The organism is Candidatus Amarolinea aalborgensis, from assembly GCF_900491745.1.
Classification (GTDB): domain Bacteria; phylum Chloroflexota; class Anaerolineae; order SSC4; family Amarolineaceae; genus Amarolinea; species Amarolinea aalborgensis.
The window spans coordinates 47,274-60,117 of record NZ_UETR01000014.1 but is presented as its reverse complement, the minus strand read 5'-3'; the positions used below and the strand labels follow the sequence as shown (position 1 = coordinate 60,117).

At 58.8% G+C, this 12,844-nt stretch carries 10 protein-coding genes; 8 read left to right on the top strand and 2 right to left on the bottom strand.

The features are described from left to right. Positions 1-180 precede the first annotated feature (180 nt). Both ACPQ6D_RS16375 and ACPQ6D_RS16370 read left to right on the top strand, forming a co-directional pair. A complete protein-coding gene (locus tag ACPQ6D_RS16375) occupies positions 181-669 on the top strand; it encodes an adenosine-specific kinase (protein ID WP_423225423.1) in 489 nt (162 codons plus the stop codon). Positions 670-675: 6 nt separating this feature from the next. After that, positions 676-2,262 carry an acetate--CoA ligase gene (locus ACPQ6D_RS16370; protein ID WP_423225422.1) on the top strand — a complete coding sequence of 529 codons (1,587 nt, stop codon included), beginning with the start codon at positions 676-678 and terminating at the stop codon, positions 2,260-2,262. 6 nt (positions 2,263-2,268) lie between these two features. Here ACPQ6D_RS16370 and ACPQ6D_RS16365 read toward each other — a convergent pair whose 3' ends face one another. Continuing rightward, positions 2,269-2,808 (bottom strand): GNAT family N-acetyltransferase, encoded by a 540-nt coding sequence (locus ACPQ6D_RS16365; protein ID WP_423225421.1) that lies wholly within the window; start codon positions 2,806-2,808, stop codon positions 2,269-2,271. 275 nt (positions 2,809-3,083) lie between these two features. Then, positions 3,084-4,445 carry an MFS transporter gene (locus ACPQ6D_RS16360; RefSeq protein WP_423225420.1) on the bottom strand — a complete coding sequence of 454 codons (1,362 nt, stop codon included), beginning with the start codon at positions 4,443-4,445 and terminating at the stop codon, positions 3,084-3,086. 228 nt (positions 4,446-4,673) lie between these two features. On the opposite strand from ACPQ6D_RS16360, the gene ACPQ6D_RS16355 reads away from it, so the two are divergent. The 6 genes from ACPQ6D_RS16355 to ACPQ6D_RS16330 all read left to right on the top strand — a co-directional run bounded on the left by ACPQ6D_RS16355 (position 4,674) and on the right by ACPQ6D_RS16330 (position 12,783). Further along, positions 4,674-5,342: an HD domain-containing protein gene (locus ACPQ6D_RS16355; RefSeq protein ID WP_423225419.1), complete on the top strand. Its 669-nt coding sequence runs from the start codon at positions 4,674-4,676 to the stop codon at positions 5,340-5,342. A 184-nt stretch (positions 5,343-5,526) separates the two neighbouring features. Beyond that, positions 5,527-6,705, top strand: a complete 1,179-nt coding sequence (locus tag ACPQ6D_RS16350) for a DNA translocase FtsK (RefSeq protein ID WP_423225418.1) — start codon at positions 5,527-5,529, stop codon at positions 6,703-6,705. Between the two features lie 74 nt (positions 6,706-6,779). After that, positions 6,780-7,157, top strand: coding sequence for a hypothetical protein (locus ACPQ6D_RS16345; RefSeq protein ID WP_423225417.1), 378 nt, complete (start codon positions 6,780-6,782; stop codon positions 7,155-7,157). Positions 7,158-7,431: 274 nt separating this feature from the next. After that, positions 7,432-8,388 carry a phosphotransferase gene (locus ACPQ6D_RS16340; protein ID WP_423225416.1) on the top strand — a complete coding sequence of 319 codons (957 nt, stop codon included), beginning with the start codon at positions 7,432-7,434 and terminating at the stop codon, positions 8,386-8,388. A 638-nt stretch (positions 8,389-9,026) separates the two neighbouring features. Further along, on the top strand, positions 9,027-10,925 hold the full coding sequence (locus ACPQ6D_RS16335) for an ATP-dependent nuclease (protein WP_423225415.1): 1,899 nt from the start codon (positions 9,027-9,029) through the stop codon (positions 10,923-10,925). A gap of 19 nt (positions 10,926-10,944) precedes the next feature. Further along, entirely contained in the window at positions 10,945-12,783 is a 1,839-nt protein-coding gene (locus tag ACPQ6D_RS16330) for a UvrD-helicase domain-containing protein (protein WP_423225414.1), read from the top strand. Positions 12,784-12,844: the final 61 nt, after the last annotated feature.

Sequence of the window (12,844 nt, the reverse complement as noted above, 5' to 3'; positions counted from 1 at the left end):
TTCGTCTAGTTTATGACGGCATGGAGCGTAGAAAATCACGGCCGCGCCGCTATCGTTTTGGCCCTTTGCTTCTCGCCCGTTTGATTGTGTCGTGTATAATAGAGCTGAAACCGGTCGGCGCCGCGCCGATCGCGCGCAGGCTCGTCGGCGTGATAACGGCTCATAAAGGACGCGTGAATCATGGAACTAACCACCATTCAGATCGTGAAACCAGAAGCCATCAATGTCATTCTGGGTCAATCGCATTTCATCAAGACTATCGAGGATATCCACGAAGCCTTGATCAACGCCGTGCCGGGCATTCAATTTGGCCTGGCCTTCTGCGAGGCGTCGGGCAAATGCCTGGTGCGCTGGAGCGGCACCAACCCGGAGATGATCGAGTTGGCGCAGCAGAATGCACTGGCCCTCGGCGCCGGTCATACCTTCATCTTGTTCTTGGGAGAAGGTTTCTATCCGGTCAACGTGCTGAACGCGCTCAAACAGGTGCCGGAAGTATGTCGCATTTTCTGCGCCACGGCCAATCCGGTTGAGGTGATTGTCGCGCAGACCATGCAGGGCCGCGGCATCCTCGGCGTGATTGACGGCGCGTCGCCGCAGGGAATCGAGGGCGAGGAGGACATCGCCTGGCGCAAAGGCTTCCTGCGCATGATTGGCTACAAGGCGGCCTGACCCGCTATGCCTGACCAGGAACTTGCGTCGTTCAACATCGGCGCGGCCTGCACGGATGCGCACCTGCACACGTCACGCGCCGGCCAGGCGGCGATGATCGTTGAGGATGAAGGCGGCGCCGTGCAGCAGGCGACCTACGCCGAGCTGGCGGCCAGCAGCAGTCGTTTTGCCCACGTCCTGACCGCGCTGAGCGTCGCCGCCGGGGCGCGGGTCCTCATTCGTCTGCCCAACAGCCTGGATTTCCCCACGGTGTTCTTGGGCGCGCTCAAGGCCGGCGCCATTGCCGCGCCGACATCGCCGCAGTTGACGGCCGATGAACTGGCCTACGTGGCCGCAGACGCGGGCGCCAGCGTCCTGGTAACGGACGCGGACTCCTGGTTGCCGCTGGCCGCGCAGCTGCCCGTCCTGCCTGACCTGCGCCATGTGCTGCTGACGGGCGCTTCCGCGCCGATTGTAGCAGATGCCGCGGGCCGGCAGCGTGCGCAGGCTTACGCTCTGACCAAACTGCTGGCAGAGCAGCCTGACTCAGGCTGCGCGCCGGCCACGCGGGGGGATGATCCGGCCTACCTGGTGTACACCTCTGGCACCAGCGGCTACCCCAAGGGCGTGCTGCACGCACATCGCGCCCTGCTGGGCCATGCGCCGGCCTGGCGCGCCTGGTTTGATTTCCAGGGCCAGGATCGCATTGTGCACTCGGGCGCCTTCAACTGGACCTACGTGCTTGGTACGGCCTTGATGGACCCGCTCTACCTGGGGCATACCGTCATCGTCTTTGCCGGTCAAGCGGACGCGGCGCGCTGGCCGCGCCTGATTGCCAGGCATGGGGCCACGATCTTCATCGGCGTGCCCAGCGTCTACCGCCAGATTCTCTCCAAGACTGCCTGCGGCGCGGCCGATGTGCCCACGCTGCGCCACTGCATGTGCGCGGGTGAACATCTTTCGGACGATGTGTTGAACGGCTGGCGCCGACGCTTCGGTCTTGACATTTACGAAGCCATCGGCATGTCAGAATGCTCTTACTACCTCTCGCAGCCGCGCAGTCGCCCGCTGCGGCCGGGCGCGGTCGGTTTTCCGCAGCCGGGGCACACCGTCAAACTGCTGGACGCTGATCTGCACGAGGTCGCGGTGGGCGAAGAGGGGATGATCTGCATTGCCGAGGATGATCCCGGTCTGTTCTTGCGCTACTGGAACCAGCCGGATGAGACGGCGCGCGTGCGCCGGGGCGGTTGGTTTCTGACCGGCGACTATGCGCGGCAAGATGCGGACGGCTATTTCTGGTTTTTGGGGCGCAAGGATGACATCATCAAGAGCTTTGGCTATCGGGTGTCGCCCTTCGAGGTGGAGCGCGTGCTGAAGGATCACCCGGGCGTAGCGGACTGCGCGGTGGTGGGCGAGGCGGTCGGTCCTGACAAGACAGTCATCGCGGCCTATGTCATCCCGGCCGCCGGCCAGCGCATCAGCGCTGAGGAGATCATGACCTTTGCCGCTGCCCACCTCGCCCGCTACAAATGCCCGCGTCTGGTCTATTTTGTGCCCGATCTGCCCCGCACCGCGAATGGTAAGGTGCTGCGCCGCGCGCTGCGGCCGTCATAGGACGGTTCAGGCGCCGGGCATCATGAATTCGTGCTGTAAAACCGACATGGTCAGCACATCGTGGTACTGGCCGTTGCGGAAGATGGCCTGGCGCCTGACGCCTTCATGGCGGAAGCCGGCCTTTTCGTAGCAGCGAATGCCGCGCGGGTTGAAGTCGTAGACATCGAGCTCGACGCGGTGCAGGTTCAGCTCGCCAAACGCAAACCGAAGGATGGTGCGCGTGGCGTCCGTGCCGTAACCCTGGCCCCAATAGGCCTTTTCGCCCAGCGCAATGCCAAAGGTGGCAATGCGGCTCTTCCAGTCAATACGGTGCAGACCGTTGTTGCCAATGTGAACCCACGCGTCGCCGACGTGCGCTTCGATGCCGAAGAGATAATCATCGGTGCGGCTCAGCCGATTCTCGAACCAGCGCTCCTCCATCGCCATGGACATCGGTTCGGACATCAGCACATACTGGCGCACGTCTGGATCGTTGAACCAGCGCACGAACGTTGGCAGATCCGTGCGCTCGACGGCCCGTAGACGAACCCTTTCCCCGTACAACATAGGCGCCTCCGAAATTCGTGATTTGCACCGCTTATGCCGTCATCCGCGGGGCAACGGGCGGCAGTCGCGCATACAGAGTCCGTTGATTATGGAGCAGCCGGCGGCCTGGCGCCCCATAGGTCAGCGACAGATACCTGACAGATCGCCCACCGGGCGCAACCAGCGGAATGATACGTGTCAACTTTGGGGTGTCGTGCGCACTGCTGCTGCTCGTCGCCAAGACTACCAGCGTGGCGCTCGTGCGTTCAGGCTTAGGCTCCGGGCGGCCCGTCGGCTTACGCGCCTGGTTGAGGCGCAGGAGAGTGGCGGCCCATAGTGACCAAGCCGGCCGCGCCCATGACGACCGCGACCACGACCATGACGGTGATCAGCCCCAGCCAATCGGCCAGCGCGCCGGCAAAAAGCACGGGAAGCATGGAGAGAGTGCCGGTAATCATGAACAGCGAGGCGAAGACCCGGCCGCGCATGTTCTCATCCGTTTCCTCTTGCAGCTGCGTGTAGGCGGGTACGGTGATGAAGGAATTGACCACACCCAGCCCCATCGCCATCACCACGGCGCCGCCTAAAATGATATCGCCGACGAGGTTGGCTGGCGCGGCGGCTCCCCAAATTAGATGCGCCAGGCTGGCGCCCCATGTGGGCGACAAGGCCAGGCCGGCCAGGAAGAGCGCGCCGCTCACCATGCTCAGGCTGATCAGGCGTGAAGGGCCGGTGCGGCGCACGACGCGGCCCACCAGCACAATGCCCAATACCATGCCCAGGCTGGCCGGCAGCAGCAGGAAGCTCACGTCTTCCGGGTTGCGACCGAGCACGCGGCTGACAAAGCCTGGGCCGAGCGTCGCGACCACCAGCAGAATGGTTGAGGCGAGCGACAGGTTAATGGTGGCCGTGCGCACGGGCGGATAATTGGCCATGAACGACCAGCCCTCGCGCACCGGCAGCCAGAACTCGCGATAGAAGGTCGCGGCCAGGCCATCGGTTGACTCGCGCAGAATGGCGCGCAGGGGGCGTTCCTGGCTGCGATCGCCCGATGGCAGGCGCGCCACCAGGATGGTGCAGAGACCGTACAAGACCGCAATGAAAAGCCATAAACGCCGCAGGCCGAGGAATGTCACCAGGAGCGGGCCAAGAATCGCCATCCCTACGACCAGGGATGCGTTGTAGGTGGTGGCAAAGAGCGCATTGGCTGACAGGAGTTGGTGACGCGGCACCAACAGTGGAATCGTGGCGGCTTCGGCTGGGCCGAAGAACTGCGATACGGCGGCAAACAGCGCCGTGATCAGGAAGATGCCAGAGAGCAAAACCACTGGCGACCAGTCACGATCGAATAGAAAGTAGCCGATCATCAGCCCCGTGCGCAGGAGGTTGGTGATCCACAGCATGAAGGGCTTGTTCGAGCGATCCACCACCACGCCTGCAAAGGCGCCGACAAGCACGGGCGGGATCACGAAGGACAGGATGGCCAGGCTGGTGAACAAAGACCGCTGCGTGACCCGCTCGGTTAAGACAATGACGGCAAAATTGACCATGGATTGCGCCGTCAACGAGATGGCTTGGGCCGCCCACAGGCGTGAAAAGCCGCGATTACGTAGAACCTGAATTAACGATGCCCGGGATGTACCATGGAGTTCTTCCACAACCAATGCCAACGCCTTCTGCTCGGCCGCGCACCCGGCGTCGCCGGGTCAACGGTGGGCAAAGAATTCGGGGATGCTGTCTCTAAAACGCACAGACGCATAGATTTTACCTGAGAACGAACGATTCAGCCAATCGCCAGCGCCTCGCTGCACGCCGCCGCGGTCGCCATCTCCACTGTGTAATGTTTCATCTGTCATCCCTCATCTTTCCGTGCTATACCGGACCCCATGAATCCACCAACACGACCATTTGACGAAACGCTCTGGGCCGCGCGCTGCCTGGAGTTCCTGCGTCCGCGCCTGGCCGATGCCGACCCCGCCCACGACCTGGAGCACGTACGCCGGGTAGTCGTTGTCGCGCGCCGAATAGCCTTAGCCGAGGGCGCCCACCTGGAAATCGTGCTGCCTGCGGCGTGGCTGCATGACTGCGTTCTGCTGCCCAAGTCGTCGCCGCAGCGCGGCCACGCCTCCACGCTGGCGGCCGCGGCCGCCGGCGAATTCCTACGCGCCAGCGGCTACCTGCCATCCTTGATTCCAGCCATCGAACACGCCATCGCCGCGCACAGTTTTTCTGCGGGCATCGCGCCAGCGACACTGGAGGCTATGGTCGTGCAAGACGCCGACCGCCTCGACGCCATCGGCGCGATCGGCATCGCCCGCTGCCTGCTGTTGGGCGGTTCGCAGCGCAAGCCGCTGTATGACAGCGCCCAGCCCTTCCCTGACCAGCGGCCGCCGGACGATACGACCGCCGTCCTCGACCACTTCTACGTCAAGCTGCTGCGCCTGGGCGATCTTATGCACACGGCGAGCGCGCGCGCAGAAGCCAGGTCGCGCACCGAATTCATGCAGCAGTTCCTGACGCAGCTGCGCCTGGAGATCCCGCCCTCGGCGTCATGATCGCAGCCCCGCGCTGTCTTTCCGCGGAGCGCCCAATCTGCTGGCAAATTCGTCATTCGTACATCTTGACATAGAACAAATGTTCTGATATACTAAGAACACTTGTTCGATTAGGGCAATCGTTGGTTTTGCGCACATAAGAGAAGATCCTTTCGCCGGCCCTACCAGTGTACCAGGTTTTTGGGTGGGGCCGCGCACCGTCGGACGTGACGGCCCGCCTCCATCAGCGCCCGCTTCTGGCAGGAAGCCGGCGACGCACGGAGCGTCCGAGGAGGATCATCCTATGCAGCGCAAACTCGACATGCAGGCAGACCGCATCGAGGCGGTGTTGGCCAGCCATAAGGTGGGCGGACGGGTGGCGGGGGGCACCGTCACCGCTCGCTTCGTGCGTTTTGATTTGGTGACGCCGATGGGCACTCGAATCAACCGCGTGGGCGCGCTGGCTGAAGAGATTGCCCTGGCGTTGGGCGCCCGTTCGACGCGCATCTTTCGCGATGGCGACAAGATCAGCATCGAAGTGGCTCGTGAAACTGCCGCGCCGCGTATCGAACTGGTGCCGCTGTGCGCGCGCCTCGCCACCATTCCTCCCATCACCGGCGTCCTGGGCGTTGACGAAGAACAGACGCCTCTCCTTCTGCGCCTGTCGTCGCCCGATGTGACCCATGTCCTGATCGTCGGCACGACCGGCAGCGGTAAGACCGCGTTGGCGCGCGCGCTGCTTTCCTCGCTCGCCATGCACAATCGCCAGGGCGCCTTGCAAATGGTGCTGATTGACCCCAAGGGACGCGGCTTTGGCCCCCTGGATGGGCTTCCGCACCTGCTGCGGCCGCTCGTGGCCGACAAGAAAGAAGTCCTCAGCGTGCTCAGCGACCTCGTGGCCGAGATGGAGCGGCGTGACGCCATGGCGCGCCAACTGCGGCGCCCGGTGGATTCTCCGCGTCTGATTGTGGCCGTAGATGAGCTGGCCGATCTGGTGCAGGCTGGCGGCAAGGATGTGGAAAGGCTGCTCACGCGCCTGGCGCAGCGCGGGCGCGAGGCAGGCATTCACCTTGTGTGCTGCACGCAGAAGCCAACCAGTACGGCCGTGGGGCCGCTGCTGAAGGCCAATTTCCCTGTGCGTCTTGTGGGCAGCGTCACCAGCCCGGAAGAAGCGAAGATTGCGACCGGCCTGGCCGGCTCTGGCGCGGAAAAACTGACCGGCGCGGGCGATTTCCTGCTCGTGACCAAGGGCCAGACCGTGCGCTTTCAAGCGGCCTGGATTGGCGAGAGCACCCTGGGCCGCCTGGTGGGCGCGCTGCGTGAAGGCGGGCGGCGTTCGCGGCGCTGGAGCCCAACCGAGGCCAGGCAGCTGATCGCGCTGTGACATGTCGCCATCACACGTCGCAACGGTGAACATTGACCATCACGCGTTGCACTGCACAATCACGGGAGGTACGAATGAAGAAGCTCATTCCTTTGACGCTGTTGGTTTTTGCCGGCGTCTTGGCGTACGTGGTCGGCCAGCGGATGAGCACGGAGTCTATGGCCGTGGCGATCGGTGTGGTCGTTGGTGTGGCGGCCAGCATTCCCACCAGCCTGCTGATTGCGTCGCTCATGCGTCGTTCCCTGCCGACCCCGCAAGCGCCGCTGGAGTCGCGCCCGCCGCCGCAAGCGCAGCCGATGATCATCGTCAATCCGGTGGCGCAGCCGGCGCAACTGCACGGCGGCTCCGCATGGCAGACACCCAACCAACTCGATGCCGTTGAGTCGCCATCGCTGCTGCCGATGCCCCGGCGCTTCCGCGTCATCGGCGCGGATGTCAACGCCGACGATTGAAGGGCATCAGGTTCGGATGGATGGGCGGCCACACACGGCCGCCCGTTTGGTATTTGACTACAGAGATCACACAGAACGCAAAGAAGCTGCCACTTGGCGCCTGACCTGCCGTTTTTTGTGTTCTCTGTGTTTTCTGTGTTTTCGGTGGTTGAAGGTGCGCTGCATTTGGATCTGCTGCACTTTGACAAGGGGCTGGTTTCTGGCATAATCGTTCATGCACATGAACGATCTCCAAGCCGAAAGAATCGCCACCTGTATGCGGGATGAATATGGGTTGCGTGCCGTTCAGGTCACGTTCTTGCCTCTCGGCGCCGATCGGAACACGACCGTCTATCGCGTCATGGCGGATGACGGTGCGCCCTATTTCCTGAAGCTGCGCAGCGGCATCTTTGACGAGACCTCTGTGGCCTTGCCCAGATTCCTCAGCGACCAAGGGGTCGCGCAGATCATCGCCCCACTGACAAACAAGACTGGACAGCCGTGGGCGCGCCTGAACGCCTTCACCGTCATTCTTTATCCGTTTGTTGATGGCCGGGATGGTTATGAGATCACCTTGTCGGAGCGCCAATGGGCCGATTTCGGCGCAGCGCTCAAGGCCATCCACACGGCTGACGTACCGCCCGCGCTCACAGCTCATATCCAGCAGGAAACATACTCATCGCATTGGCGAGCAACCGTGAGGAAGCTCCTGATGCGCGCGGCGAACGAGGCGTTTGCCGACCCTGTGGCCGCAAGACTCGCTCTGTTTTTGCAGGCCAGGCAGGCTCAGATTCTCGATCTCGTCGGCCGCGCAGAACGGCTCGCCCTGGCGCTTCAGGCTCGATCACCAGGGTTCGTTGTCTGTCACTCCGATCTTCACGCCGGCAACATCTTGATCACGACCAGCGGCGCCCTCTACATCGTGGATTGGGACAACCCGATCCTGGCGCCCAAAGAGCGAGATTTGATGTTTATCGGCGGCGGCCAATTCGGTAACGTGCGCACCCCGCAAGAGGAAGAGACCCTGTTCTACCAGGGCTATGGTCAAGCCGAGCTCGACGCGTACGCGTTGGCGTACTATCGCTATGAACGGATCGTCGAAGACATTGCCGCCTTCTGCGAGCAGTTGCTGTTGAGCGACGATGGCGGTAAGGATCGAGAACAATCGCTGCGCTACTTGATGTCGAACTTCCTGCCCGGCAACACGATGGCGATCGCCTATCAGTCGGACAAGACACCCAGAGATGCATAATCTGCAGAATCGTGGACTACGTTTTGCCCGTCGAGTTCCAGTTGCCACGGCGCTACGCATCCGTGTGTCCTGCCTTATCTTCCTCTGCCATGCGGCCCTGCTCGTGGGCCTGCCGATCTCCCAGTGGATCGGCTTGTTGGTTTTCTGTAAGCATGGAATTGTGGTAAACTTGAAACATGATGCCTCGCGGCTAACGATCGGTTGTGATCGGCGAATGGCGGCTGAGGTTGAATGAGGCTGTAACTGCTCACCAGCAGTGGTTCATCGCTCAGATAATGGCCGGGCGACTATCTGGCTGGGCTGACCCTGGCGCAACAATGGCAGGTTTCGTGGGCCGCAGCCCAGCGCAACATCACCGACCTCAAGGCGCGTGGTCTCGTCGAGTTCGTCGGTGCACCAAAAACGGACTATTACCGACTCGCGAAACAGCCGTGATGTCTATGATCAAGCGCAAAACCAACGAAACCCTGTGGGGCGATATGGTGCGGGCGCGTGCCACATCCTGCGCCGCGATCATAACGTGGGCGGGGCGATGCAGTAGACCGAGCGCCTGGCCTAGGTGTTTCGGGGGAGTTGTAAGAGGCTCTACGCAATCTCATTGAGATCACACCAAATCATCTCAAGCGGGTACAACAACTATGTATATCTCGAAAGTCCAAATCAAGAATTTCCGAAACCTACAGGACTTTGAAGTCCAACTGAGCGAGAAAGCGGTTCTGCTTGGAGAAAACGGTACCGGGAAGACGAACTTTTTCGAGGCGTTGCGTTTGGTATTGGACTCAAACTATCGGGGGCAGTTAAGCACAGGCGATTTCTCACATCGAGTCACTCCGTTCAGAGGAACGCAAATCGAGGTTCATGTCTGGTTTTCTGGTTTTGATCCGACCAAAGACAAGGATCTGCTAGCCTGTGCCCATGATTGCCGAGTTTCTACCGAAGGTGAGCCGCTACAGACGAAACTGTCCTCTGTTTATCGTCCTCGTCCAAACCTTAAGCCTGAGGATGCGCTGGGCGAAGACGAGTATGAGATCGTACGATATGCACGAGACGACGAGACAAATACAAAAGGGGCGACACGTTTTCGCAGCTTCGTGAGAATGGTGCTTGTTCCGGCGCTCCGCGATATGGACAGAGACATGCAGAGTTGGCGCCTCTCTCCAATGCGACGGATGGTTGAACTTATGAGCCTGGCGCAAGACGACGAGTTTAGACAGGTGGCTCAACAAGTCAAGTCAGCATCGGAACGCTTACAGAAGATCACGTCTGTTGAGCAACTACAGAAAGACATTAGAGAGTTATTGGTGGATGTCATAGAGGATGAGCACGCCATACACCCCACAATCGGTCTCCTCCCCTCTAACGCAGACGATTTGCAGCGAATGCTTACGCTGTTTGTAGAGATGGATTTGCCTCTGGAGCATTCCAGTCTAGGGTTATCGAACATACTATACCTCATCATGTGGCTGGTGTATCTTGAGCGTCTCCGCACCAATGCTAAGCCCAACCAACAATCGCAGTTTACGATCCTTGCAATTGAGGAGCCGGAAGCACATTTGCACCCCCATCTGCAGAGACTTGTCTTTAAGAATGTCTTCAAACGGGAACTCCCAATCCTGGTTTCGACTCATTCGCCCACGATCGTTAGTCTAGCCGAACCAGAGTGGTTTGCGCTCTTCAAACGCAGCAAGAACGGCATAGTGGCCGTATCAACTTCCAAGATAGCCCAACTGGATGAGAAGGTGCGCCGCGATCTGAGCAGGTTCTTAGATGCTACTCGCGGCGAAATCGTCTTTGCCCGAGGCCTAATACTGGTTGAAGGCGATGCTGAATTCTTCTTAGTTCCAGAGATTGCCCGGAGGCTCAAGGAGGCAGGAAAGCTTTCCCACACACTTGATGGCGCAGGCATCAGTGTGTGTAGCGTCTGCGGCATTGATTTTCGACCGTATGTGCAATTCGTTGGCCCATCAGGGCTTGATCTTCCATTTGCCGTAATGACCGATGGTGACCCAACTGTCGCGTTAGAAACCGACGGCGAAGATAAGGCCGACAATTGTCACTATGCTGGGCTAAAGCGTGGCATTGACCTGGCAAAACTCATCGACAACGCGCAGACTACCTCACTCGAGACAGATTGCAGGACGAGGAAATGGGAGGATGTCCGTAAGGCACTTGCGAAGATTGGTATCTTCGTCAATCGCCAAACTCTCGAGGATGAGCTTCTTACCGTTGGTTACGGGCCACAGTTTGTTGAGATTTACAGGGAACTCGGCGGCACTCCAACACAGCAAAGGAACATGAGTGCGGAAATCGACCGGAAGGAGATTGATAAGGTTATACGGCGAATTGAGACTACAGGCATGGGCAAGGGAAGATTCGCGCAACGGCTTGCAGAGAAGATAGTTTGGAACAAGGTTCCATCATACATTGACGAGGCAATCAAATTCGTGCTCCAGATAGTTCCTGGTTTGCCAATAGACAAAGTGACTGACAGAGAGGTCTCGTCTGCGTCGGCAGCACCCGAGGACGTAGCCGTCTAAGTGTAGGACAAGAGTCATTATGTCTGAATATCTCAAGCGCGTTGCGAAAATCGAAGATGATTCACAACAACGAGCTGCCTTTCGTTCTTCAGGGAACCAAGTAGTCGTTGCCGGGCCTGGCTCTGGCAAGACGTACTTGCTGACGACCAAAGCTGCTCAAACTCTGTTCGATGGCATCGTTAGGTCTCCTCAGAAGGTGGCTTGTATCACCTATTCTCGCCAGCTTGCGGGAAATCTCGAGAAAGAACTTCGTTTACTGGGAGTGAACGACGGTGCAACCTACGTCGGTACCGTTCATTCCTTTTGCATTGCAGAGATTATCATGCCAGTTGGTCGGCTACTGATGCCGGAGCAGATACCCACCCCCTTTCGGATCGCTTCAACGAAAGAGAGTTCAGACGCGTTGGATAGGGCGCTCAAGATACAAGGCAAGCGTCCTCCTCAAAATGAGTGGCGCAATATTCAGGGCAACATCGACAAATTTCGAAGATTGTACTTTTGTTCTGAAACCGGAAGCTTCAGTAATTCGGTCTTCGCCGAAGCCGATGGATATAGTCGAAATGCCCTGGCAGGTTTGGACTGGTCGCAATTAGCGCATGACTACGCTCATGGCCTGATCAAGAATGATCCGAGCTCGGTTGATTTCGTTCGTGTGGAATTGCTGTCGTTGCAGCTTGTGCGGAACTACCCCTCTGTTGCGATGACACTATCCGCAGCATACCCTTGGTGGTTCGTTGATGAGTATCAGGATCTCAGTCCGCTATTTCATCAACTTGTAACCTACCTTGTGAAGTCTGGACAGATCTCCCTGCTTGCTATTGGTGATCCAAACCAATGCATCTACGAAGAATTACATGGCAGTAAACCCCATTTTCTGATGGATCTCGCTGAGACAGTGGGCCAAGTGAGTGCGAATGATCTGGTCACGCTGAGAACGAACTACCGCTCTGCTCAAAATATCATTGATCTTGGTAACGTCGTGCTCGGTGAGAATACGGGTTACCAGTCGAGTCTGCAGGCGCCTGGTATTTGTCATGTAGTGGAAGTAAAGTCAAGCCAGACTGCGTCAATAGTGCGACGATGTCTTCGAAGGCTGACCGATAAGAAGCGTATCGCCGTGTTATCACCGACAAGAGCAAAGCTTCAGGACATACTGAAAGCCCTGGAGGATGATGGGGCCTTCCCCGTGACCATTGACAAAGATCCGGACTACGATGCCAAATTCGAGTTGATTGCCTGGGTGCTTGCTATGGCAAAGTGGTGTTCAGGCGGTGAGACCTACTTCCATGAACTTCTTCCCTTTTGGGGTCAACTCACGCGACTTGCTTGTGGAATCCATGATGAACGCCATCGTGCCGAACTCGACCAGAAGTTGTTTGTAGCCTTATGGGAACTACGATCAGGTGAACTTCTAGTTCACGACTGGCTGCTATCTCTTGTCGAAAAATTAGATTTCGCGTCCCTGATGAAGCCGTATGAATTAGTCAGGCCTGATGACGTCGTAGAGCTCCGGGCCTTTTATTCTAAGACCGGTAAGCTGGATCGCCTCAAACGGCTATCAGTTCGCAAATTTGCCCAGTTGGACAATGCGGTCTTCTTGACAACCCTGCACGGTAGCAAGGGCCTTGAGTTTGATGCAGCCATAATAGTGGGATTGGATGCGGTTCGGGAAAGTGCCAGCGTTCCAGACTTGAGGTCTCGACTCGCCTATGTAGCAGTAACTCGGGCGAGAACGCACCTTTACGTACTGATCAATCATTCCACTTCACTATTCGCCAGGAAACTTGCAGACCTGCCGGAAACCCTGCTGAAATACTGGTACTGCAACAGTAATGGACAGATCACGCGCAAATCGTGACACAACGCGAGCACCGGGAGATAAGGTCACGCTTCAGTTATAACTGGCAGCCAATGAGAAC

Coding starts and splice junctions, on each gene's coding strand:
- ACPQ6D_RS16375 (WP_423225423.1), top strand. CDS start 181: ATGGAACTAACCACCATTCAGATCGTGAAACCAGAAGCCATCAATGTC.
- ACPQ6D_RS16370 (WP_423225422.1), top strand. CDS start 676: ATGCCTGACCAGGAACTTGCGTCGTTCAACATCGGCGCGGCCTGCACG.
- ACPQ6D_RS16365 (WP_423225421.1), bottom strand. CDS start 2,808: ATGTTGTACGGGGAAAGGGTTCGTCTACGGGCCGTCGAGCGCACGGAT.
- ACPQ6D_RS16355 (WP_423225419.1), top strand. CDS start 4,674: ATGAATCCACCAACACGACCATTTGACGAAACGCTCTGGGCCGCGCGC.
- ACPQ6D_RS16345 (WP_423225417.1), top strand. CDS start 6,780: ATGAAGAAGCTCATTCCTTTGACGCTGTTGGTTTTTGCCGGCGTCTTG.
- ACPQ6D_RS16335 (WP_423225415.1), top strand. CDS start 9,027: ATGTATATCTCGAAAGTCCAAATCAAGAATTTCCGAAACCTACAGGAC.
- ACPQ6D_RS16330 (WP_423225414.1), top strand. CDS start 10,945: ATGTCTGAATATCTCAAGCGCGTTGCGAAAATCGAAGATGATTCACAA.